Consider the following 25007-nt stretch of genomic DNA (forward strand, 5'->3'; position numbering starts at 1 on the left):
ACAGTAAATCCTTATAATTTTATCCTCGTTGAGCATCGATAATTGAGTTTTGTGTGTGGTAACTCAAAATTATCTTTTATTGATGCTCATCCCTTTTTCTCTATAACTAGCAACTTGGGTTAATTAACAGCGTTTCGTCACGGCGAAAAATTACAACTTTTTACCGTAGGTTTGACTTTATGAATCTGTCATTGGAAGGCAAATATGCGATTGTTTGTGGCAGTACCCAGGGTATCGGTTTGGCTATTGCTGAAGAACTTGCATTGATGGGCGCCAATTGTACATTAATCGCAAGAAATGAAGAAGCATTGAAATCCGCTGTTCAAAGTTTGGACATTGCCTTGCGTCAGCAACACAATTACCTTGTAGCAGACTTTACACAACCCGACGAATTGCGAAAGATCATCGGCTCACACATGGAAAAATACCCGGCGCATATTCTTATCAACAACACGGGTGGCCCTCCCGGCGGACCGATCACGGAAGCAACAGAAGAAGCATTTGTAAATACATTTAACCAGCACCTTGTCTGCAATCATATTCTGGCCAGGGCGGTAATACCCTCGATGAAAAAAGAAAAGTTTGGCCGGATCATTAATATCATTTCTACGTCGGTAAAGATTCCTTTAAGAAATTTGGGTGTTTCCAATACCATTCGTGGCGCCGTTGCCTCATGGGCAAAAACGATGGCAAATGAATTAGGCCAGTTTAATATTACAGTCAATAATGTATTGCCCGGCTTTACCAATACCCAACGATTATCGACATTGATTGATAATATCGCTAAAAAAGGAAATGTATTGGTAGATGTTGTTGCTAAAAATATGATGGATGAAGTTCCCATGAAACGATTTGGCGAGTCTGTTGAAATTGCATCGGTAGCAGCTTTTTTGGCATCGCCGGCAGCGTCGTATGTCAATGGTGTAAGCATCCCGGTGGATGGCGGCAGAACGGGAAGTATTTAGTTAATCGGTTAATTAGTTAATCGGTTTATTAGTTAATCAGGCAATTCTCCTTGGCAACGTTTTTTAGTTTCCTATAAATCACTTGTTATGGATTATACTTTGGAAAAGCTGGAAGTCTACAATATGGCGGAGGAATTTTCTGATGAAATCTGGAATATTGTTGATGAATGGAAATTCTTTTTAAAAGATACGATTGGTAAACAAATAGTCAGGGCCGGCGACTCCATTTCTGCCAACATTGCTGAAGGGTACGGGAGATATTATTACAAAGAAAGCAAGCAATTTTATTTTTATTCCAGAGGTTCAATACAGGAAACCAAAGAGTGGCTTGGAAAGTGCAGAAGAAGAAAGGTCGTAAAAGAGGATAAGTGTGATGAATTACTTCAAAAGGCTGAAATGATTCTCATCAAGTTGAATGCCTATATTAAATTTGTCTCTAAATCCATAAAGCATAATCCTAAGTAAAGGCGATCCCGATTAACTAAGTAACCAGTAAACTAATTAACCGATTAACTTAGAAATACCATACAATCTTGAAAATTTTATCGATGGTGGATTTTATGCCCCTGTTTCGAGGAACTATATCGATAATATCAACCCGGCGACTGGTAAAGTAATTGGAAGAATACCTGATAGTAATGAGAAGGATATTACCGAAGCCGTAGCTGCGGCAAGAAAAGCATTTCCGCAATGGTCCGTTACACCTGTTGAGAAAAGGTTCATTATTTTGAACAGGATAGCCGAGTTGATTGACGCCAATATCGATACATTGGCAATGGCAGAAACAATTGATAACGGCAAACCACTTTGGTTAAGTAAGAAAGTGGATATTCCAAGAGCTTCTGCCAATTTCAGATTTTTTGCTACCGGTATTATGCATTTTGCAACCGATAGCCACAGTATGGAAGACAAGGCGGTTAATTATACGTTGCGACAACCAATAGGTATTGTTGCATGCATTTCTCCGTGGAATCTTCCCTTGTATTTATTTACCTGGAAAATTGCCCCGGCATTAGCAGCTGGCAATTGTGTCATCGGCAAACCATCCGAAATAACACCGGTTACAGCTTATCTTCTTTCACGAATCTGTAAAGAAGCAGGTTTGCCGGACGGCGTTTTGAATATTATACATGGCACCGGTACCATAGCCGGTGAAGCCATTGTTAAACACCCGGAAGTGAAAGCCATTTCTTTCACTGGCAGTACAAAGACGGGAGAACGGATTGCATCGCTTGCCGCTCCTAAGTTCAAAAAGCTTTCACTGGAACTCGGCGGAAAAAATCCGAACATCATTTTTGCTGATTGCGATTGGGAAAGAATGATGAAGACAAGCATTGAATCTTCATTTAGCAACCAGGGACAAATATGTTTGTGTGGCAGCCGGATATTAGTTGAGCAGTCGATCTATGAAAAATTCAAGACAACATTTGTTGAAAGGACAAAGCAATTAATCGTTGGAGATCCGATGGATGAAAATACAAAGCAGGGAGCGGTGGTAAGTAAAGCTCACCTGGCAAAGATCATGCGTTGTATCGATACGGCTAGGCAGGAAGGTGGGAGGATACTCTGCGGCGGGCATGTGGTAAAACTTCGTGGTGAATGTGCGGAAGGTTATTTTGTTGAACCAACCGTCATCGAAGGGTTGGGGTCTGAATGTGAAACTAATCAACAGGAAATCTTTGGCCCGGTAGTAACGTTGCAGCCATTTAAAACGGAAGAAGAGGCTTTGCGATTGGCCAATGCAACAAGTTATGGCCTGGCTGCCACCATCTGGACACAGGATATTTCCAAAGCAAACCGGCTAGCTGCAAAGGTAGAAAGCGGTATCATTTGGATAAACTGCTGGCTGCTGCGTGATCTGCGGACACCTTTTGGTGGTATGAAGAATAGTGGTGTTGGGAGGGAAGGCGGGTGGGAAGCATTGCGGTTTTTTACGGAGGCGAAAAATGTGTGCATCCAATTATAAAATTTAGAGGTAAGAATTATGAATAATTCAAGTCAAATCAAAATTCATTACTTATAATTATTATGGCAGAAATTATTCATACCGATAAGGCATCAACTCCACTTGGCTCTTACCCGCATGCGAGAAAAGTGGGAAATCTCCTTTTTCTTTCCGGGATTGGGCCGAGAAATCACAAAGACAATTCCATTCCGGGTTTGGAGTTGGATGCGGAGGGAAATATTGTGAAGTATGATATCGAAGCAGAATGTCACTCAGTCTTTGCAAACGTAAAAGCTGTTTTGGAGGCTAGTGGTAGTAGTTGGAATAAGATCATTGATGTAACTGTCTTCCTGACAAATATGAAAAAAGACTTCCCAACTTATAATAAGATATATGCTGATTATTTTACTTCTGTGCAGGCCTGCCGTACAACCGTTGAAGTAAAAAGTTTGCCAACCCCTATTGCGATTGAATTGAAAGTGATTGCAACTGTCTGAACCAGGATTTACAGATTACCAGGAAATGAATTGTATGAATTTTGAAAACACACTAGCTTTTGCGCAAAGCCTTGATGCAAAAGACATGCTTAAGAATTTCAGGGAGCGGTTTTACATCCCACAACATAACGGAACAGATACTATTTACTTCACTGGCAATTCACTTGGGTTGCAACCTAAATCTGTTTCATCTTATATTCAGCAGGAACTGGATGATTGGGCAAAGTTGGGTGTGGAAGGGCACTTTCACGCAAAAAATCCGTGGTTGTCTTATCATGAAATTTTTCCGCCATTACTAACAAAGATCATAGGCTGTCAACCCAACGAAGTGGTGGTGATGAATCAACTTACCGTGAACCTTCACTTGTTGATGGTAAGTTTCTACCGGCCTGCAGCAAAGCGATACAAAATTATCTGCGAAGCAAAGGCTTTTCCTTCCGATCAATATGCTTTTGAGTCACAGGTTCGTTATCATGGTTTCGATCCTGCTGATGCGATTATAGAAGTTAGTCCACGGGAAGGTGAGCATACTATCCGCACCGAAGATATTCTTTCCGCAATCCGGCAGCATGCAGACGAAACAGCATTGGTTTTATTCGGTGCTGTTAATTATTATACGGGCCAGCTATTCGACATAAAAAAAATAACTGATGCAGCACACGCTGCTGGCGCCTACGCAGGATTTGACCTGGCGCATGCGGCAGGCAATGTTGAGCTTAAGTTGCATGAGTGGAACGTTGATTTTGCAAGCTGGTGTTCTTACAAGTATTTGAACTCGGGACCGGGGAGTGTGTCCGGTATTTATATTCATGAAAAGCATGTAACGAATAAAGAGCTGCCACGTTTTGCCGGTTGGTGGGGCTATACCAAGGCCACCAGGTTTAAAATGGAAAAAGGGTTTGAACCAATTCCATCGGCTGAAGGCTGGCAGATAAGCAATGCACCGGTGTTGAGTATGGCGGCACATAAAGCCTCACTCGCTATTTTTGACGAAGCGGGTATGGACCGGCTGATCACTAAAGCAAAACTTCTTTCGGGCTACCTGCATTTTATTTTAGACGACATCAATAAACAACAAAAAGAGAAATGGATTGAAGTGATCACACCAGCTAAGGAAACGGAAAGAGGTTGCCAGTCATCCATGCTGATGTTGAAGAAAGGGAAGGAAATTTTTAGCGAATTAACTGAAAAGGGTGTTGTCGCTGACTGGCGGGAACCCAATGTGATTCGCATAGCGCCGGTGCCCTTATACAATACGTTTGAAGATGTGTGGAAGTTTGGAGAGATTATGAGAACCACGATTGACAGGATTTAAATGGATTTTGAGGAAATGCTGTTAAGCAATTGTACATTTTCTAAAAAAGCCCCTTTAGGGGTTGGGGTATGAAAAAAGATGTAGCTATTATTGGTGCAGGTTTGGTCGGTTCATTGCTTTCTATTTATTTGTCAAAAAGAGGATATAAGGTCAGCATCTATGAACGCAGGCCGGATATGCGAAAAGAAAAAATGTCTGCAGGTCGTTCTATCAATTTAGCACTAAGCGATAGGGGTATCAGGGCATTGGAAGAAGTGGGAATTATGGAGTCTATCCGGGAGATCGCTATCCCGATGCATGGGCGATACATTCATAATGCAGATGGTAAAGCCGCTTATCAGCCATACGGGAAACAAGGACAGTTTATCAACTCGGTATCACGGGCAGAGTTGAATAAGAAATTGATGGATTTTGCAGAAGAACATAATGTGAAAATTATCTTCAATCATAAATGCACGGATATCGATTGGGAAAAAAAGAAAATAACTTTTGAAGAAACTGTAAACGGCCACACGTCGGCAGGCTCAGTGTCAACTGTCAACTTTGACCTGCTGTTCGGTGCTGATGGTGCTTATTCAGCAACAAGATTACAGCATCAGTTGCAGCAGGACAGGTTTCAATACCAGCAGCATTACATTGATTTTGGCTATAAAGAATTGACGATACCAGCGGGCAGCAATGGGACTTTCCAACTCGAAAAAAATGCCTTGCATATCTGGCCGAGGGGTAACTATATGTTGATTGCTTTACCTAACAGCGATGGAAGTTTCACCTGCACTTTATTCTTTCCATTTGAAGGAGAGCCTTCGTTCGGGTCGCTAAATACAAAGGAAAAAGTGAAAGCTTTTTTTGCAACAACATTTGCTGATGCGGTCCCGTTGATGCCAACGCTGGAAGATGATTTTTTTAATAATCCTCCCTCTTCACTCGTCACCGTGAAATGCTTTCCCTGGATAAGAGAAGATAAATTTGCGCTGATTGGTGATGCGGCCCATGCCATTGTTCCTTTTTTCGGGCAGGGAATGAATTGCGGTTTCGAAGATTGCTCGGTATTGAATCAATTAATAGAAAAATACGAGGATGATTGGACCACTATTTTAAAAGAATACCAGCAACTGCGAAAGCCTGATGGAGATGCTATTGCTGAGCTGGCGTTGAACAATTTTATTGAGATGCGGGATAGAGTTGCGGATCCCCTTTTTTTATTACAAAAAAAGATCGAAGCAAGGCTGCACGAAAAATATCCCGATAAATGGATCCCGGCGTATTCACAAGTAACTTTCAGTCCGCAGATAAGATATAGCGATGCCTTTCAAAATTCAATGCGACAGGAAGCAATTATGCAGGAGGTAATGGCAATACCTGGAATTGAAGCTAAGTGGCAATCTTCAGAAATCGAAAACCTGGTTTTACAAAAACTGGAAGGCAGATAATCATGATTATTAAGATTACGCGTAAATCATAATTGCTCATCACCATCCTAAAAATCTGCGTTCTCCCTTACCTTCGCAGCCATGACAAGACAGCAATTAATTGGACAGATCCGGCAAACGAAGTCTTATCTCTGTGTGGGGTTGGATACAGATATCACAAAAATTCCTAAGCACCTTTTAGCTGCAGCAGATCCAATTTTTGAATTTAATAAAGCCATCATTGATGCGACAAGGGACTTGTGCGTGGCCTACAAGATCAATACCGCTTTTTATGAAGCATGGGGTTTGAAAGGATGGGAGGCAATGGAGAAAACGGTCCATTATATCGGTGATGAGCATTTTAAAATTGCCGATGCAAAAAGAGGTGATATTGGAAACACATCTGATCAGTATGCCAAAGCTTTTTTTGAAACGCTGCCATTTGATTCCGTGACAGTAGCGCCATATATGGGTGAGGATAGTGTAAAACCTTTTTTGCAATATCCCGGTAAATGGGCAATCGTATTAGGACTTACTTCGAATGCTGGTGCAAAGGATTTTGAATTAAAACGATTGGTTCGTGAGGACCTGCCCACCGGCCAGGCAGGCACGAACCAAGGCGGCGAGTTGTTATATGAAAAAGTATTAAAAACAGTTTCGGCCTGGGGCTCGCCTGACAGTTTAATGTTTGTGGTAGGCGCCACGCAAGCCGATGAATTTATCAACATAAGAAAACTTACACCCGATCATTTTTATTTGGTGCCAGGTGTAGGTGCGCAAGGCGGAAGTTTAAAAGATATTTCTGAAAAAGCAATGAATAAAGATTGCGGTTTGTTGGTAAATGCCAGCCGGGCTGTTATTTATGCGTCGGATGAGAAAGATTTTGGGGAAAGAGCACGAAGTGTTGCAGAAGGTTATCAAAGAGAAATGAAAGGTTATTTGCGATTTTAAATTCTTTCTGGAGTCTACACGCACTGACGCCCCATAACTACAGAAAATTGTAAATCTGGAATTGGATTTTTCGGTTCAATTGTCCATTTGGGGCTACTATATCTTTTTTATATTTTCGAATCACAAGTAATTTCCAAATTGTTATTCATGCGGCTTTTTGTATCAATGACTCTTTTATTGATTTTCTGTTTGTTCAATTTTACCTGTAAAAAAGAATCAGGCACAAAATATTGCTGGCAAATTATAGATGGCGTGGGTAATGACATGGGTATTGTTTGTGACAAGACAGAAGCGGAGCTTTTGGAATGCGTCAATAACCACACATGCGGTATCTATCTTACCACAAGCCTTACTAATTGCTTTTATTATAAAGCAGAAGGAGAGGAATATTGTTGGTTTATCGACAGCAGTTATATGATAAAAGCAACTGAAACTAAAATGGCTCACTTACGAAAATGTTTCAATTTCACTTCAACCGCGGTTAAAGTTGATTGTAATTATTGCCAGTTTTGGTATAGTCGCAAAAAAAGTGCTTACAAACCCAATGGCCAGTTTACATATTCGCCAATAACTCGTCAGCAATATTGCGGAGATACAACCCAGACATTGTACCAGGGGCGGGAAATTGTTTTAAAAAATGATGCAGACTCACTTGTTGTAATTCAGTTTAGTAAAGATGGAGTAATATGGTAATTTTCTTAGCTGATAAAACATTTGAGAGAGTGCCACTGGATACCCCTGTTGAGACTGTGCTACTTTAATTGAAAATTGATGGAAAAGTGCAATGCCGATTTGCCGTCTTTCTAAGGCAGGCCCAAACCCTTAACTTTGCGCCAAATAAAATGATTGCTCTATGGCTGCCCGTACAGATCTTTTTCAAAGCCCGGATTATTTTAATATAGATGACTTGCTTACCGAAGAACATAAACATGTCCGTGAAGCCGTTCGTGGATATGTGAAGAAAGAGATTTCTCCGGTTATTGAGGATTATGCGCAAAAAGCTGAATTTCCTCAACAAATTGTAAAGCAGTTGGGTGATCTCGGTTGCTTCGGGCCTACCATACCGGTAGAGTATGGCGGCGGCGGTTTGGATTATATCAGCTACGGATTGATGATGCAGGAATTGGAACGTGGAGATAGCGGTATTCGTTCCACCGCATCTGTGCAGGGATCATTGGTGATGTTTCCTATATATGCCTATGGAAGCGAAGAGCAACGCAAAAAATATTTACCCAAACTGGCAAGCGGTGAATGGCTGGGCTGTTTTGGATTGACAGAGCCCAATCATGGGAGCGATCCATCCAGTATGCTGACCAATATAAAGGATGCCGGTGATCATGTTATTTTGAATGGCGCTAAGATGTGGATCAGCAATGCGCCTTTTTCACAGGTAGCCGTGGTGTGGGCAAGGGATGAGGAGAATGTGATCAGGGGTTTGATTGTTGAAAGAGGCATGGAAGGATTTACTACACCGACTACTCATGGAAAATGGAGTTTGCGGGCCAGTGCCACCGGTGAATTGGTTTTTGATAATGTGAAAGTGCCGAAGGAAAATATTTTTCCTGGTATAAAGGGATTAAAGGGGCCGCTGGGCTGTTTGACAAAAGCCCGTTATGGAATAGCCTGGGGTGTGATCGGCGCCGCCATGGATTGCTACGACACGGCATTGCGCTATTCAAAAGAACGGGTGCAGTTTGATAAACCAATTGGCGGGTTTCAATTGCAGCAAAAAAAACTGGCGGAGATGATTACCGAAATCACCAAGGCGCAGTTATTAAACTGGCGGCTTGGCGTATTGATGAATGAAGAAAAGGCAACACCACAACAGGTAAGTATGGCAAAAAGAAATGGCTGCGAGGTCGCCGCGGATATATGCCGGGATGCAAGACAAATGCTCGGTGCTATGGGGATCACCGGCGAGTATTCCGTGATGCGCCATATGATGAATCTTGAAAGTGTGATCACCTATGAGGGAACACACGATATTCACTTGTTGATAACAGGAATGGATGTGACGGGGATCAATGCGTTTAAGTAAGAAAGACCCCCTGTCTCCCTAAAGAGGGAACTTAGGTTGTAGTACCCGCTTTTGTTTTTGTAAGTTCTTTAAAGTTGTAGTTGATTGGGTGTAGCCAAGCTTTCGTTTTTCATGGCATCGTCCCTTGCGTCGCACACTTCAACAACAGTAGTTTTAATCAGCTTTTATCATAATGCTCCGATTTTATCGGAGTGTTTCAAAATACCCCTTTAGGGGATAGGGGCATGAAGATATTTCTTATCGGCTTTATGGGTTCGGGCAAAACACACTGGGGACGGCTATTGAGCCAGAAACTCGGTTTGCCTTTTTTTGATCTCGATGAACAAGTAGTGAATGCCGAGAATAAATCTATTAATGACATTTTCGGGCAAAACGGCGAAGAATATTTCCGGCAAAAAGAAAAAGAGGTCTTGCATATTATTACCGAAAGTCATGCGACTTTTGTGATGTCATGCGGCGGAGGCGCCCCTTGCTACTATAACAATATTGAATATATGAACCGCTCCGGCACTACGGTTTGGCTCAATACATCCTGCGATACGCTATTCAAACGTTTATTAAAAGAGAAAGAACAACGGCCCTTGTTGAAGGCATTATCGGATGACCAGATGATGTCGTTTATTAAAAAAAAATATGCGGATCGCCGGATCTATTACGAACAAGCCGATACCATTATAGATGACGAGAATATTACATTAGATAAGTTTATTGAAAAAGTTTTTCATGCATAAATTATTTTTATCGGTTGGTGCTTTATTGGGAGGTGTAGCAGTGGCTCTTGGCGCTTTCGGCGCACATGGTTTAAAAAAGATCGTGCCTCCTGAAACCGTCAATACATTTCAAACAGGAGTGCAATACCAGATGTATCATGCCCTGGCGCTGATCGCCGTGGGCATTGCTTTTGAACGATTCCCCAATAAGTTCATGACATGGGCAGGCGCCTGTTTCGGTATAGGCATGCTGCTTTTTTCAGGATCACTCTACCTGCTTACAATTTTAAAGGCAACAGGCAAAGTAGGATTGGAAGGACTAGGTATCATCACACCCTTTGGCGGCCTGTTCTTCATTGTTGGCTGGGTCTTATTATTTGTGGGTGTAATGAAAAGCAGTCTATAGTGGTAGCGTTAAGATCGTAGTTGTGCCTACAGTATTTTCAATCTGGTAAGAACCACCGATGCTTTCCATCCTTTTCGCAATATTCTTCAATCCATTTCCAAATTGCCTGATCTTTTGCAGGTCGATACCAATGCCATTGTCCATTATCCGGATGATTAAGTCCCTGTCAATGGTGAAATCAATTTTTAATTCCGAAGCCCTGGAATGCTTCAACACATTGTTCAGTGTTTCTTTGACGCACAGAAAGAGATTGCGCCGCTTATCGCCGGTAAGTTCGGTAGGTTCTATTTGATCCGGGGTTGAGATCTTGCAAATGATAGGAGTGTTTTCAAAATATTCAATCGCATAAGACCGGATATAAGAAACAAGGTTGTCAATCGTGTCATTGCCACTATTCATACTCCAGATAATCGCATTCATTTTATTGAGTACTTCATCCGCCGAGGTGGATATTTTTTCAATTTCAATTGGGGTATTTTCTTTCATCTTATTGCGGGCTATTTCACTCATCAGCCTGATGGCTGTCATGCCCGACCCCAGTTCGTCATGCATATCTGCGGAAATGCGTTCCCTTTCCTGTTGCTGTGCTTTGTAGATGGCAATTTCTTTTTCATATTCATTGAGCTGGTTCTTAGCTTTCAATTGCTCTCTTTCTCTTGTCTGCGCAATCAGCCGGCGTTTGTTTTTGTGATTAAGACCCAGCAAAAAGAATATCAGTTCCAGCAATAGCCCAATTTCATAATAGAACAAAGAAGATCCGAAAATGGCGGGCAGATTTCTGGGGACAATATTGCCTGTTAACATTAGCAGAGAGAAAAGTGAGAACAACAGGAGGAAGAGATTACCCCAAAACAGGTAGACCAGCAACTTGTCCTGCCAATGCCGGGTAGAGTAGACAAGAAAGATTACTATCATGGCCAGTAGCAGCAGCTTGGTAGTATTTTCAATTTTATTTTCCAACGGGAAATTATAGGTGAAGTAGTGCACGTAAGTATAAAGCAAGGTGGAAACGACCAGCAGCAAAATGCCTACATTATAAATCTTGTGGAGAAAGGGGTGACGTGTACGTGTAGCAAGGAATTTCTGCATAAACAGCATGTACATCAGGATGCCCGTATTTTGCATGATAAGATCAAGATAGGTCTCCTGGAAAAAACTAAACCAGCTGGTATGATAGCTGTGAATCGCCTTTATAAAAAGCATCAATCCCAGGAAGAAAGCATAACCGGAATAATAAAGAAACTCCTGGTTGCCGCCCTGTGAATAAGTAGCCAGCGAAAACAAGATCATCATCATCAGCAGGCCGCAGAAAAGATAAGTGATGATCTTTGACTCCATTTGGGTGGCGTCAAGGGCTTTCACATAGGAGCTCAAAAATTCAGGGCTCATGAGGCTTGGCCGGAGGACGTTCAGGTGAGTTCTGACAGGTGTTAATTCAATAATCAGCGTGGCAGAGTCATGGGCCGGGAGAGTGATGAGGCGGTAACTGATCTCTTTTGGCTTTTCGGGAAGAATAGAAGGGAGTCTTTGTAACTGGTTTCCCACCAATCGGTACAATTGTATATCCCAAAAATAGAGCCATGGAAAAAACCAGCAGGAATGCGTCGTATCTGAGGTGTTGGAAATTTTGAACCGCAGGATCGCCTTTTTGGTGACGTTGCTTTCAGGAACAAACCTGTCTTTTCGTGTCATACGGCTAAAGGCGAGTTGGCTATATTCCTCTGCTACTGTTTTAGTGGGATCGATATAAGTGAATTCAATTTTCGCTGCTATTTCCTGCGATAGCGTTATTTTACTGATATCGATATATGGAATTTGAGCCGTGTCCGGGTTTATGACAGGTCCGGGTTGGGCAACCAGGTTTTCCACAAGTAGTAATAAAAAGAATATTGGAAAAAACCGATAGTTGCCCATATTGCAGTTCATTGGTAAAGAATAGTCAAATTTAATGCTTGATGATTTGTTTTAATAGTTTAACAGCTACCACTTTCAGGTAATTTTGATTATTATTTATCGTTATCCAATGGGCTAAAGGAAACATTCGCATCGCTTTCATGGCCCGATGAAAATTGCAAACTACATTATCTTTGCCGCCATGGCCAATAAGCAGAAAAAGACCACCGCCAAAAAAGTGAAAGCCGACCCGAAGAAAGCTGAGGCAAAACCTTTTAAACCGGATACAGAAGAAAAAATTGACTGGAAAGAGCTTGCCCGCGACGAACGGACCTGGAAAATCACCGGCGCCGTTTTCTTATTAATCGCCATTTTCCTTTTCATTGCTTTTATCTCTTATTTTTTTACGTGGAAAGAGGACCAGGACAAAGTTTTCAGGGATGGCCTTTTGTTCAATAATGATATTAAAGTCTCCAACCTGCTGGGACGCCTCGGCGCCATTGTTTCGCATTTTTTTATTTATAAGGGGTTCGGTGTTGCCTCGCTACTCATCGGTACTTTCTTTTTTGTAGTAGGTACCAACCTGTTGGTAAACCGCAAAGTATTTTCCATTTGGCGCAACCTTAAATATGTAACCATTGGTTTATTGGTGCTATCAGTTTCCCTGGCATTTATTTTATCCAATAGCGAGTTTCGTTTTGGTGGCGGTGTGGGTAACCTTATCAGCAATTGGCTGATTGGAATTTTCGGCAATTTCGGTACGGCAGCTTTGCTGTTCGTTGTTGCCTTTGCCTATATCATCTGGCAATTCAATCCAAGTTTTAATGTGCCGATACGCAAACAAAAGCCGGTTACGATTGCAGATGAGGTGATTGAAAATCTGAAAGAGGAAGGAGAGGAAGAAGAAATACCGGTGATACCCGGCGCAAAAACCATCAATGACAAGTATGCGGAAGCAACGGCATCGGACCAAAAAGGCAATAGCTTGAAGAATAATGCCGGTATGCTTGACCTCACCATCAACGACAGCCTTGGCAAACATGAAATGCAGATGGTTGAAAAAGACGATGCAGGTGAGGACCTCCTGATGGATGATCAGCTAATTGAGAAAGAAATGGTGTCGGATATCCTGCACAAGTATGAAGATTATCCGACGGAACCCGTCCAGGAATTGAAAAAAGACTTCGACGTCCCGCCACCATCGCAAAAACCTAAAAAGGAAATACCGGTCAGTAACCTGGAGCTTGAAATAAATACAGATCCTCAACCAGCACTAGAAGAGGAAGACGTGATAGAAGCTGAGCCCGAAAAACTGGCTCCATATGAACCTACATTGGATCTAAAGAATTATAAGTACCCGAGCCTTGACTTGCTCGAAACACATGGCAGTGAAAAAATAATACAGGATCCTGCAGAATTGGAGAATAACAAGAACCAGATCATCGCTACTCTTCGAAATTATGCTATCGAAATTCAAAAGATCAGTGCCACAGTAGGCCCTACTGTTACTTTATATGAAATAGTTCCTGCTGCCGGCGTTCGGATATCCCGTATCAAAAACCTGGAAGATGACATAGCACTGAGCCTTGCTGCGTTGGGCATACGTATCATTGCACCGATACCTGGTAAAGGAACGATTGGTATTGAAGTGCCAAATGCTAAGAAGACCATTGTAAGTATGCGGACACTGCTTGACTCTGATAAATTCAAGCAAAATAATTTCTCGTTGCCGATCGCCATTGGTAAAAAAATCAATAACGAAAACTTTATCGTTGACCTGGCAAGTATGCCCCACTTGCTGATGGCAGGTGCTACCGGCCAGGGTAAATCGGTTGGATTGAATGCTATTCTGGTTTCGCTGTTGTATTGCAAACATCCATCCCAGTTGAAGTTTGTGCTGGTGGATCCGAAAAAAGTAGAGCTGAGTGTGTATAGCACAATTTCCAATCATTTTTTGGCCAAGCTTCCCAACGAAGAAGATGCTATTATCACCGATACAAAAAAAGTGATCAATACGCTGAATGCTTTGTGTATTGAAATGGATAATCGCTATGACCTGTTGAAGGAAGCCGGTTGCCGTAATATCAAAGAATATAACACCAAGTTCATTGCAAGAAAGCTAAATCCGCAGAAGGGTCACCAATTTTTACCGTTTATTGTTTTAGTGGTGGATGAATTCGCTGACCTGATCATGACAGCGGGTAAAGAAGTAGAAATGCCGATAGCCAGGCTTGCCCAGCTGGCCCGTGCTGTAGGAATACATTTGATCATCGCCACACAAAGACCATCGGTAAATATCATCACCGGTACCATCAAAGCTAACTTCCCGGCACGTATCGCTTTTAAAGTGAGTAGTAAGATCGACAGTCGGACAATTTTAGATGCGGGTGGAGCCGAACAGTTGATTGGTAAAGGCGATATGCTGATCAGTTATAATGGTGAAATTGTTCGTCTGCAGTGTGCATTTGTCGATACACCTGAGGTGGATAAAATTGCCGACTTTATCGGCTACCAGGAAGGTTATCCACAAGCATTCCTGTTGCCGGAATATATTGACGAAAAAGACCTGGAGGGTAAAGAGTTTGACCTTTCCGACCGGGATTCTTTATTTGAAGATGCAGCCCGCCTTATTGTTCAAAATCAAGTTGGTTCTACTTCACTATTGCAACGCCGGATGAAACTGGGTTATAACCGGGCTGGTCGTTTAATGGATCAGCTCGAAGCAGCCGGTATAGTAGGAGCCAACCAGGGAAGTAAAGCAAGAGAAGTACTGATCAAAACCGAAATGGATCTTCAGCAACATTTAGATACATTAGGTTATTAACCTGTTAAGAAAAATTCACCCTTTGCAACCCGGTACGGTCATTGCCAGTCTATAGACGTAATTACTTATTTTTGCACCCCTTTGAAAACAAAGTATTCTTTAATTTAAAATTAACAATCATGCGGAAGTTATACATAGCCATGGTTTTATTGATCAGCAGTTCAGTTGTCATTGCCCAAAAAAATGATCCTGCAGCCAAGCAGGTGCTGGATGCAGTGAGTGCTAAATTCAAAACCTTTTCATCCGTGCAGGCGGGATTTGTTTACAAGGTAGAAAATGCCACCGGTAAAGCTCTTTCTAACAAAAACGGAACCGTGTGGATGAAAGGAAATAAATACAAAGTAAGTTTTGGGGGCCAGGATATTTTCAGCGACGGTAAAACGGTGTGGAATTATGATAAAAACAGTAACGAAGTAACCATTAATAATATAGATGCTTCAGGCAGTACCCTGACCCCGCAAAAGCTGTTCACTAACTTTTATGATAAAGATTTTCTTTATCTCTTAAACGGTGAGAAAAAAGTTGGTAGCAAAACGTTGCAGGAAATTGAGATGACGCCTACTGATAAAAGCAAGGCTTTTCATAAAGTGTACCTGCAGGTAGACAAAGCAGCAAAAACAATCTATAGCACTAAAGTGCTGGAGAATGGCGGTAACCGGTATACGTACACCGTAAGCACTATGAAAACAAATGCTCCGATAGCAGACAACCAGTTTGTGTTTGATAAGAGTAAGTATCCTGGTGTGGAAGTAGTGGATTTAAGATAGTCGTCTGAACCATGATTTGGGTGGATCTAAATGGACTATGAGGAAATTTGAAAAAGTTATCATTTACAAAGCGCATCTGACAATTTGGTAAAAAACAGTATAAAAAAGAACAGTATAATAAAAAGGTCGCTGAAAACGACCTTTTTTATTTCTGCTAAATCTTTATAATCCACCAAAATCCAGGTTCAGAAAATTGCCTTCCTGATTTTTACCAATTGCTCCAACAAACCTTCCAACAAATCAAGCTTCAGCATATTCGCTCCATCACTTTTTGCAACAGCAGGATTGGGGTGTGTTTCAATAAACAAACCGTCTGCCCCGGTAGCAATAGCAGCTTTTGCAATAGTGCCGATCAACTGTGGATTACCACCAGTCACACCCGAGGTTTGATTGGGTTGTTGGAGTGAGTGAGTAACGTCCATCACCACCGGTACTTTGTGTTCCTGCATCCAGGGAATATTTCGATAATCAACTACCAGGTCCTGGTAGCCAAAAGTCGTTCCTCTTTCAGTCAAAATGATTTTGTCGTTCCCGGTATTTTTAATTTTTTCAACCGCGAATTTCATGGATGGTCCGCTGAGAAATTGGCCCTTCTTCACATTAACTACTTTTCCTGTTTCACCAGCTGCAATCAGCAAATCGGTTTGCCGGCACAGGAATGCAGGTATCTGTAAAATGTCAATATATTTTGCAGCGATCGCCGCTTCTTCATGTGCATGAATATCGGAGGTCGTTGGCAGTTTAAATTTTTCACCCACTTTTTGTACCAGGGCTAATGCCGTCTCATCACCAATACCGGTAAAGGAGGAAGCACTGGTTCTGTTTGCTTTTCTATAGGAGGCTTTAAAAATATAGGGTATTCCCAGTCTTTTGCATATCGCAGATACTTTGTCCGCTACTTCCATGATCAGTTCCTCACTTTCCACCACGCAGGGGCCAGCTATCAGAAAGAAATTTTTTTGATCAAACGATTGAGCAGCGAACAGGTCATTGAACATTTTTTCCATGGCGCAAAAATAGTTGATAGTTTGCAGTTGTGCCGGTTGGTTTTTGAAGTTTAGCTTTTACTTTTGAGGCCTTAAAAATATCTATGGTAAAAGAAAAGATACTGGTGATTGGTGCCAGTGGACAAATAGGAGTGGAGTTAACACTGGCGTTGCGTAAAATATATGGTAACAGCAATGTGATTGCATCTGATTTACGGGAGCAAAATCCATTGCTCGAGGGAACAGGTCCTTACGTAAGCCTGGATGTAATGAACAAAGAGATGTTGCATGTGCAGGTGATCAGGCAGAACATTACACAGATCTATCTTTTAGCTGCTATTCTTTCAGCAACCGGGGAGAAGAACCCGGGGCTGGCCTGGCACCTGAATATGCAGGGTCTTTTGAATGTATTGGATATAGCCCGCGAAGAAAAGCTACACAAAATTTATTGGCCATCATCTATCGCAGTTTTTGGACCAACATCTCCCAGGCAAAATTGCCCGCAGCAAACGATCATTGAACCAATCACTGTATATGGTATCAGTAAATATGCCGGTGAGTTTTGGTGTAACTATTACTATCAGCGTTTTGGAGTTGATGTAAGAAGTCTTCGTTATCCTGGTCTTATTTCTTATAAATCGGCGCCGGGTGGTGGTACTACAGATTATGCTGTTGAAATTTTTCTCGAAGCATTGGAAGAAAATAAATACGAATGCTTTTTAAAAGAAGATACTTACCTGCCAATGATGTACATGCCCGACGCTATACGGGCTACTATCGAATTGATGGAAGCCCCGGCTGCAAAAATTGGTATTCGTACATCCTATAATATTTCTTCGATGAGTTTTTCTCCCAAAGACATCTCAGCGGAGATAAAAAAACATATACCCGAGTTCTCGATCGACTATAAACCAGATTATCGCCAGGCGATTGCTGATAGCTGGCCTCAAAGTATAGATGATAGTGTGGCAAGGGCCGATTGGGGATGGAAGGAAGAATATGATTTGTCCGCCATGACAAAGGACATGTTGAATAATTTACAGAACCACGGTTAGATGATTATTAAGGATTATTAGGATGATGTTATAGCGCTGGTGATAACTCTGGTAGGGAAATAAAACTTGCGTGTGTCCTTAAAATCCATCAAAATCCTTTACATCGTAGTTCTATCTCGAATCCCGTAGGATATCAAAATCCTTGAACGTTTGTAAGGGGATCTTTTCAACTTTTACGCCGGTGACTATGGCTCTTTCAGGGCCCTGGTTGCACCATTGAATCAATTGCTCTAATTGTGCTTCAGTGCCGGTAGCGATTATTTGAACTGAGCCATCACGTTTATTTTTGATCGTACCGGTGATGCCTGTTTCAATGGCTTTGGCTTTTGTAGTTTGTCGATAAAATACTCCCTGTACTAATCCTTCTACAATAATGGATACGCTTTGTAACATACTTAAAACTTGATCTGCTGAATGATTTGTTCAAGAAAAAGCTGGTCAGTTGTATCAAACTGATCAGCTTCTTCACTGTCGACATCCAACACTGCAATTACCTCGCCATTACGAATAACGGGCACGACTATCTCTGATTTCGATAGGCTACTACAGGCAATGTGGCCGGGAAATTTTTCTACATCCGGGACAATGAGTGTGGTTGCCTGCGCCCAGCTGGCGCCACAAACACCTCTATTTTTTTTAATGCGTGTACAAGCTACAGGCCCCTGGAATGGGCCCAACACAAGTTCGTCTCCTTTTACAATATAAAAACCAACCCACAACCATTTAAACTGTTCCTTTAATGCTGCGACTGTATTGGCTAAATTGGCAATAAGGTCAGTTTCTCCTCCTAATATACCTTTGATTTGTGGTAGCAGCGATTGGTATTGTTCTTCCTTGCTGCCTGTAATGATGGATAAATCTTCTGCCATGTGGCAAAGATAGAACGAAGAAAACGTCGAACAGGTTAATAAAAAATTATTGTTTCATTCGCATATTTTTTATTTGATTTTGGGCGGATGGAGCTTACCATGATAAAAATTTTCATTCCCTTGTGTGATATAACGAAAATTTTTATCATGGACGTTTCACCGGTTATTTCTTCCCCAGGTATTTTCCAATAGAAATACCATACACCCGGTGATAAATAGAAGGGCCAAAATCCGCATTGTTCATGTCGCCAATGCCATAATTGTATTGCGCAAAGAATTGAAAACCGTTTTTTGTTTCGTAACCGAATTGCATAACAAGGTTAGCGGCAACTCTTCCGTATTTCGTGAAACTAAATGTCATATTCTGCTCTACGGTTGTATTATTTTTCTTATTAAACTTTTCTTTGCCGGATAATTGCAGGTCAACTGAAGGACCGGCCTTTACGAAAAAGTGACCGGGCTGTGTAGTAAAATCATATTGGACCAACGCTCCTAATTCGAATGTATGAATGGTAGTGTTGTTATCGAGGGCCATGCTATCGGGAGGGGATGCTTTTTGCGTAAATACTACTTCGTATCCTTTTAAGCTATAAAAAAAAGCGGGGGCGAAATACAATTTGTTTTCAAACGGAACTTTCAGCGTTGTGCCAAGCTGGAAGCCACACTTGCCGGAAGTGGATTGTTTTTGCCCATTAATCGAATATTTCGCAGTGCTGATATGAGGACCGCCAAAAATTGCGGTTTTTACCTGTGCTTTACATACAAGGGTGGACATCACAAGCACAGCGGCTACTACAGTTTTTCTCATAAAAAGTCTCCAGGGTTCGGGTGCAGTTAATTAATTAAGTGAAACTTGCGGCCTTTACATTAGGATTACAGGCCATCCACGTGAGTGGGAGGGTTGGATTATATAGGGGTAAAAATAGAAATTAATTTCAGGAAAGCAAACCCCGCCTAGCTTTTCTTTGATTCGGCGTTATAGTTCAGCGACTCGCCTTTGCCAATAGAAAGGCATTGCCAATCACCAGCTTTTATGATTTTTCCGAGCATTACAATCTGTCCTACGTGATAGGCGTAATGGGTAAGCTGCCGATGAATGGCTTCAATTACCAGCAATGGTTTTGTTCGTATGTAAATAGTTTTTGCAAGATCGCCGGCAGTCAACGATTCAAGTGCACTAAAAACGCATTGCCAGCCCTCTTTCCAAAGTTGTAATAGTTTTTCTTTGGAATAAGAGTGAACTTCAAATTCATCATCACGTTGCCGCCAGTTTTTTTCACCATCCTCTGTTAAGAAATTGGTCCATCGGCTTAGCATATTGCCATGCATATGCGTGATGTTGATGGCGATGCTATTTGTTTGCTCATTTGGCTGGTAGTGAAAATCTCTATCATTGATTTGATCGAAAGTTTTTTCCGCTAGCAACTTATAATCTTTGAACTGCTGAATTGCGCTTTTAAGAAAAATCACCTCGTCCATAATTTTTCAGTTTAATCTTATAAAAGAATAGCAGAAAAGTTTAGTAGTTCCCGAAAAGCCGGGGCTGTGCATTGATAAGCCCCTTTAGGGGTTTGGGGTTACCAACCTCTTGCATCATCGTCTCCACGGTTGTCGGCTACGGCTTCAAATTTTCCGTCGGGTAAAGCCTTTATTACCTCTGTTCTGCCAATGCCTCCACGCTGTACTATATGGTAGCCCATCTTTTGAAGAGCTGTTATAACCTCTATCGGAAAAGTTTTTTCTACATCAACCGAGTCAGGCAGCCATTGATGATGAAACTTTGGTTTGTACACCGCATCTTCCGTGCTCATATTAAACTCGATGATGTTTACCAGTGTTTGAAAAACGGAAGTCGGGATTGTTGTACCACCTGGAGTGCCCACCACTAAAAAAGGTTTGTCATTCTTCAAAACAATAGTTGGCGTCATTGAACTCAACATTCTTTTACCGGGCTGAATGGCATTGGCTTCACCACCCACGGCACCATACATATTGGGAACACCTGGTTTAATGCTAAAATCATCCATTTCGTCATTGAGAAAAAAACCTGCGCCGCCTACGACCGTATAGCTGCCATAAGAATTGTTAAGCGTGGTAGTGACGGCAACCGCATTACCTTCCTTATCAATAACACTCAGGTGTGTTGTTTCTTCGCTTTCAGCCACCGGCAATGATCCCGGTTTGATCAAACTGCTGGGCGTAGCTTTTGTAGAGTCATAATCCTTCATGCGCTGTTGTATATATATATCGTTCGTCAACATTTTGACGGGAACTTTATAATAATCGGCATCTCCCATATACTCCGCCCGGTCGGCATAAGCCCTTCTTTCTGCCTCAATCATTAATTGTACGGCTGCAGGAGAATGAAATCCCATTGATGCAATGTTGCGGCTTTCGATCATCTTCATCATTTGATGCAGCAACACACCACCGCTGCTTGGCATTGGCATGCCTATTACTTTGTAATCCTTGTAATGAAAAACATGCGGTTCTCTTGTTTTGGCTACATAGTTTTTCAGGTCATCAGGAGTCATGATGCCATTACCTCGTTTCATTTCTTCCACGATGAGCCTTGCTGTTTCCCCTTCGTAGAATCCTGCGGCTCCGTTTTGCTTTATTCTTTTTAATGTGTTGGCAAGATCGGTTTGGATAAGTGTATCGCCTTCCTTCCAGCCATTATCTTTTATAAACACAGGCATCACCGTATTATTTTTTTTCAAATCATCCTGGAGTCCGTTCAATGAATTGGCTTCTCTTGTACTGATCACAAATCCTTTTTCTGCTAACTGTATCGCCGGTTCAATCAACTTATCAAAAGACAGTTTTGCATATTTGGCTGAAGCAAACAACCCTGCTACCGTACCCGGAACACCGCTGGATAAATGTCCTTCCTGGCTTTTATCCGTTCTTGCATTACCGGCTGAGTCGATATACATGTCGCGGTGAGCTTTACCCGGAGCCATTTCTCTATAGTCAATAGAAATTTCTTTTCCGTCACTCAACTTTGCTACCATAAATCCACCACCACCCAGGTTGCCCGCATTTGGGTACACCACTGCTAATGCTAATTGAGTGGCTATAGCTGCATCCACGGCATTGCCACCTTTTTTTAAAATTTCAAGACCAGCCTGGCTGGCTAATGGATGTGCCGATACAACAGCGCCATTATCTGCAACTACTTTTTTTTGAATGGAATACTGGTAAGGATTAAATCCCGTGGAAGTGGGATCAATTTTTTTTGTTACATGACAGGCTATTAAGAGAAGGGGAAAGGAAACAAGAAGTAACAGGTTTTTTTTCATAACAGGTAATATAATCAAAGTCGTGAATGGAAATCTATGGTCGGTAGTTTAATCAATTGTGCAATTTAATCATTAAATTTAGAGAAGTGTTGAGATCATCCTGCTAACGTCGCTTCCATCCAGAGACAGACTTTTTTTATTAATATAAAACAATACTGCTATGATGAGAGCTAATCGTACACTCGTATATCCGACCATTTTTTTGCTTGCATTTATTTTTCTTGCTTCGGCTGTTGCTGCGCAAACCGGTACTGTAAGCGGTACCGTAAAGGACGGCAATGGCGTTCCATTATCAGGTGCGTCCATTACGGTGTTGGGTTCTGCCAGAGGAACTACTACCAACGCAGAAGGAGCATTTAGTCTTTCGTTAAATGTCGGCAAATACACAATAACAGCCAGTTTTGTAGGCTATGGTGCCGATAAAAAAGCTGTAGACGTGGCGGGTAACACAAACACAGCATTAGACTTTGTTTTACTGGAATCAGGTGACGAGGCTGAAGTAGTGGTAACAGGAACACGGGCATTGCCCCGTACTCAGCTAGCGTCTACTGCACCGGTGGACCTGATCGATTTAAAGAAAGTGGCTGCTGATGCTCCACAGGTTTATGTAAATCAGATTTTAAATTATGTTGCCCCTTCTTTTAACTCAGCTACACAAACTGTGGCAGACGGGACGGATCATATCGATCCCGCCTCATTGAGGGGTTTGGGTCCCGACCAGGTACTTGTTTTAATAAACGGTAAAAGAAGGTACACTACAGCCCTGGTGAATTTGAATGGCACATTTGGACGGGGGGCTATAGGAACAGATTTAAATGCAATACCTGTTTCTGCTATTGATCGCATTGAAATCTTGCGTGATGGCGCGGCTGCGCAATATGGCAGCGATGCCATCGCCGGAGTTATTAATATCATTTTAAAAAATAGTGTAAACGCCGTCACAGCTTCCGTAACATCCGGGGCTAACGTCACCAAATTTTTAGATAAATCCGTAACCGATGGCGAAACAGTTCAGGCCGCTTTAAACTTTGGTATTCCTTTCGGCGAAAGAGGGGGCTTTATTAATTTTTCCGGATCTTATGACTTTAGAAATTATACCAATCGTGCGGGGGATAGAACGGGAACTATTTACAACCGGTATGATGGACGCAATGCTGCAGGGGCTGTTCAGGTAGTTGATCGCACTGATTCTTTTTTGCTTGCAAATAATCTGACAAGAGGCGATTTCAAACAACGCGTTGGGCAATCACGCATTCGAAGCGGACAATTCATGTTTAATGCCAATTTTCCTGTAAATGATAATGGAACGGAATATTATTTATTTGGTGGCATTGGATATAGAAACGGGCAAGCTGCAGGTAACCGAAGGTTGCCACATATTGCCAATAATGTAATAGAGATTTATCCATTGGGTTTTTTGCCGGAAATACATTCTGATATTTATGATAAGTCACTTGCCATGGGTATAAGAGGTAGGTTAAAAGACTGGCATGTAGATTTCAGTAATACCTACGGGCAAAACCAGTTTTTATTCAGGGTAGCAAATTCCTTAAATGCCTCTATGGAAAGAACCTCGCCAACACGTTTTAATGCAGGTGGACCAATATTTACCCAAAACACAACCAATTTGGACTTTTCAAGGCAGTTTGATGAATTGGATGGAATTAATGTAGCCTTTGGTGCGGAACACAGGTTCGAAAGATATCAATTGATTGCGGGAGAAGAATCTTCTTATACAGATTATGGTAAAGCCAGACAGGTGGGCGTGGATGCAAGCGGCAAGCCGATTTTAGTTCCCGATCCCCGCGGTACTATTAGTACCCGGTTTGGAGGCGCCGATAGTTCTGCAAGAGGGGGTGGTGCACAAGTATTCCCCGGCTATAGACCGGAAAATGCTGTTAACGCCACCCGCAGTGCTATTGCGGCATATGCAGATGGAGAGTTTAATTTGTCTTCTGCTTTCCTGGTAAATACAGCCGCACGTTTTGAGAATTATAATGATTTTGGTTCAACCTTTAATGGTAAGATAGCCATGCGGTATAAGGTTGGTAATAAATTTGCCATTCGGGCTTCCGGAAGCACCGGCTTCAGAGCGCCTTCGCTCCACCAGCGCTATCTGTCTGTTACCTCTACTTTATTTGTAGCGGGTGTTCCTTATGAAGTGGGCACTTTTACTAATGATAGCCGTCCGGCTGAACTATTGGGCATTCCTAAGTTGCGGCCCGAGAAATCAAGGAATGTTAGTGTTGGGTTTACAGGTAACCTGGGTAGGTTTAAAGTAACGCTGGATGGATATTTTATCAGGATTAATGATCGCATTGTTATTACCGATCAGTTTCAGGGCGGTACCGGGAATGCAGTTGACATAGAAATTGCAAGACTGCTGGCTCTGGCAAATGCCAACAGGGCGTCCTTCTTTGCAAACGCTATAAATACTGAAACAAAAGGTATTGACCTGGTGGTTTCTTATAACCAAAAATTTGGCCGGGGTAATTTCCGGGCTGATCTGACAGGCACATTATCCAAAACACAACAAGTGGGAGCAATAAAAGCATCCCCAAAATTAGCAGGTAAGGAAAATATATATTTTAGTGAATCCAACCGCATATTCCTGGAAGAGTCAGTACCCCGTCAGAAGGCAGGACTTACCTTAACTTATGCGATTAGCAAGTTCAATTTCTTCCTGCGCAACGTGTATTTTGGTGAAGTAACGGAAGCCACTAATATTGCTGCTACCCAGCAGGTGTACGACTCAAAGGTAATCACCGACCTTTCCGTAGGGTATAAGTTTACAAAGAATTTACGACTGACAATTGGTGCGAATAATTTGTTGGACATATATCCTGAAAAAACAACGGATGTGCCTACGACAGGTGGAAATCAATTCATTTATTCACGAAGGGTTACACAGATCGGGTTCAATGGCCGCTATCTTTTTGGAAGAATTGAGTTGAACTTATAAACTTCTGTCACCATTTTCGTAGTTCAGGCGTTGAAGTGTGAATTCAGTTATTAGTTACCGTTAAAACTTTCTAAAAACTATCGCAAAAACTTGTGATAGTTTTTTTATTG

Annotated in this window: 22 protein-coding genes; 15 read left to right on the forward strand and 7 right to left on the reverse strand. The window is 41.9% G+C overall.

The features are described 5' to 3' along the window. Window positions 1-179: 179 nt before the first annotated feature. The 11 genes from P2W73_RS23235 (at window position 180) to P2W73_RS23285 (ending at window position 10239) form a co-directional block, all read left to right on the forward strand. Complete coding sequence (locus tag P2W73_RS23235; protein WP_276504495.1) at window positions 180-965, forward strand: SDR family oxidoreductase; 786 nt, start codon at window positions 180-182, stop codon at window positions 963-965. Window positions 966-1052: 87 nt separating this feature from the next. Next, a complete protein-coding gene (locus P2W73_RS23240; protein ID WP_276504496.1) occupies window positions 1053-1430 on the forward strand; it encodes a four helix bundle protein in 378 nt (125 codons plus the stop codon). Window positions 1431-1548: 118 nt separating this feature from the next. After that, a complete protein-coding gene (locus tag P2W73_RS23245) occupies window positions 1549-2931 on the forward strand; it encodes an aldehyde dehydrogenase (RefSeq protein ID WP_276504570.1) in 1383 nt (460 codons plus the stop codon). Window positions 2932-2993: 62 nt separating this feature from the next. Then, complete coding sequence (locus P2W73_RS23250; RefSeq protein WP_276504497.1) at window positions 2994-3407, forward strand: RidA family protein; 414 nt, start codon at window positions 2994-2996, stop codon at window positions 3405-3407. Between the two features lie 34 nt (window positions 3408-3441). After that, window positions 3442-4722 (forward strand): kynureninase, encoded by a 1281-nt coding sequence (gene kynU / locus P2W73_RS23255; protein WP_276504498.1) that lies wholly within the window; start codon window positions 3442-3444, stop codon window positions 4720-4722. 68 nt (window positions 4723-4790) lie between these two features. After that, complete coding sequence (locus tag P2W73_RS23260; RefSeq protein ID WP_276504499.1) at window positions 4791-6155, forward strand: FAD-dependent oxidoreductase; 1365 nt, start codon at window positions 4791-4793, stop codon at window positions 6153-6155. An 81-nt stretch (window positions 6156-6236) separates the two neighbouring features. Next, window positions 6237-7085, forward strand: coding sequence for an orotidine-5'-phosphate decarboxylase (gene pyrF, locus P2W73_RS23265; protein ID WP_276504500.1), 849 nt, complete (start codon window positions 6237-6239; stop codon window positions 7083-7085). 147 nt (window positions 7086-7232) lie between these two features. Continuing rightward, window positions 7233-7778 (forward strand): hypothetical protein, encoded by a 546-nt coding sequence (locus P2W73_RS23270; RefSeq protein ID WP_276504501.1) that lies wholly within the window; start codon window positions 7233-7235, stop codon window positions 7776-7778. Between the two features lie 160 nt (window positions 7779-7938). Then, window positions 7939-9123 (forward strand): acyl-CoA dehydrogenase family protein, encoded by a 1185-nt coding sequence (locus P2W73_RS23275; RefSeq protein WP_276504502.1) that lies wholly within the window; start codon window positions 7939-7941, stop codon window positions 9121-9123. Window positions 9124-9347: 224 nt separating this feature from the next. Continuing rightward, complete coding sequence (locus P2W73_RS23280; protein WP_276504503.1) at window positions 9348-9854, forward strand: shikimate kinase; 507 nt, start codon at window positions 9348-9350, stop codon at window positions 9852-9854. Next, window positions 9847-10239 carry a DUF423 domain-containing protein gene (locus P2W73_RS23285; RefSeq protein ID WP_276504504.1) on the forward strand — a complete coding sequence of 131 codons (393 nt, stop codon included), beginning with the start codon at window positions 9847-9849 and terminating at the stop codon, window positions 10237-10239. The genes P2W73_RS23280 and P2W73_RS23285 overlap by 8 nt, the downstream gene beginning before the upstream one ends. On the opposite strand, the gene P2W73_RS23290 is transcribed toward P2W73_RS23285, so the two are convergent. Beyond that, window positions 10234-12165, reverse strand: a complete 1932-nt coding sequence (locus P2W73_RS23290; protein WP_276504505.1) for a sensor histidine kinase — start codon at window positions 12163-12165, stop codon at window positions 10234-10236. The two genes, P2W73_RS23285 and P2W73_RS23290, sit on opposite strands and share 6 nt — an antisense overlap. A 136-nt stretch (window positions 12166-12301) precedes the next feature. On the opposite strand from P2W73_RS23290, the gene P2W73_RS23295 reads away from it, so the two are divergent. Then, window positions 12302-14956 carry an FtsK/SpoIIIE family DNA translocase gene (locus P2W73_RS23295; RefSeq protein ID WP_276504506.1) on the forward strand — a complete coding sequence of 885 codons (2655 nt, stop codon included), beginning with the start codon at window positions 12302-12304 and terminating at the stop codon, window positions 14954-14956. 119 nt (window positions 14957-15075) lie between these two features. Next, window positions 15076-15723 (forward strand): outer membrane lipoprotein periplasmic chaperone LolA1, encoded by a 648-nt coding sequence (gene lolA1 / locus P2W73_RS23300; RefSeq protein WP_276504507.1) that lies wholly within the window; start codon window positions 15076-15078, stop codon window positions 15721-15723. A 185-nt stretch (window positions 15724-15908) separates the two neighbouring features. On the opposite strand, the gene kdsA is transcribed toward lolA1, so the two are convergent. Continuing rightward, window positions 15909-16730 carry a 3-deoxy-8-phosphooctulonate synthase gene (gene kdsA, locus P2W73_RS23305; protein ID WP_276504508.1) on the reverse strand — a complete coding sequence of 274 codons (822 nt, stop codon included), beginning with the start codon at window positions 16728-16730 and terminating at the stop codon, window positions 15909-15911. Between the two features lie 83 nt (window positions 16731-16813). Here kdsA and P2W73_RS23310 point away from each other — a divergent pair, with 83 nt between their 5' ends. After that, entirely contained in the window at window positions 16814-17764 is a 951-nt protein-coding gene (locus P2W73_RS23310) for an NAD-dependent epimerase/dehydratase family protein (protein WP_276504509.1), read from the forward strand. A gap of 111 nt (window positions 17765-17875) precedes the next feature. Here P2W73_RS23310 and P2W73_RS23315 read toward each other — a convergent pair whose 3' ends face one another. From P2W73_RS23315 to ggt, 5 genes are all read right to left on the reverse strand, one after another. After that, a complete protein-coding gene (locus tag P2W73_RS23315) occupies window positions 17876-18157 on the reverse strand; it encodes an acylphosphatase (protein ID WP_276504510.1) in 282 nt (93 codons plus the stop codon). Window positions 18158-18159: 2 nt separating this feature from the next. Beyond that, a complete protein-coding gene (locus P2W73_RS23320) occupies window positions 18160-18633 on the reverse strand; it encodes a free L-methionine (R)-S-oxide reductase MsrC (protein WP_276504511.1) in 474 nt (157 codons plus the stop codon). Window positions 18634-18796: 163 nt separating this feature from the next. Next, window positions 18797-19441 (reverse strand): porin family protein, encoded by a 645-nt coding sequence (locus P2W73_RS23325; RefSeq protein WP_276504512.1) that lies wholly within the window; start codon window positions 19439-19441, stop codon window positions 18797-18799. A 146-nt stretch (window positions 19442-19587) separates the two neighbouring features. Then, a complete protein-coding gene (locus tag P2W73_RS23330; protein ID WP_276504513.1) occupies window positions 19588-20112 on the reverse strand; it encodes a DUF1572 family protein in 525 nt (174 codons plus the stop codon). 98 nt (window positions 20113-20210) lie between these two features. After that, window positions 20211-21935 (reverse strand): gamma-glutamyltransferase, encoded by a 1725-nt coding sequence (gene ggt, locus P2W73_RS23335; RefSeq protein WP_276504514.1) that lies wholly within the window; start codon window positions 21933-21935, stop codon window positions 20211-20213. Window positions 21936-22095: 160 nt separating this feature from the next. Between ggt and P2W73_RS23340 the strand changes: the two genes are divergently transcribed. After that, window positions 22096-24897 carry a TonB-dependent receptor gene (locus tag P2W73_RS23340; protein ID WP_276504515.1) on the forward strand — a complete coding sequence of 934 codons (2802 nt, stop codon included), beginning with the start codon at window positions 22096-22098 and terminating at the stop codon, window positions 24895-24897. Window positions 24898-25007 lie beyond the last annotated feature (110 nt).

It is taken from the genome of Terrimonas pollutisoli, assembly GCF_029360765.1.
In the GTDB taxonomy this organism is placed as follows: Bacteria; Bacteroidota; Bacteroidia; order Chitinophagales; family Chitinophagaceae; genus Terrimonas_B; species Terrimonas_B pollutisoli.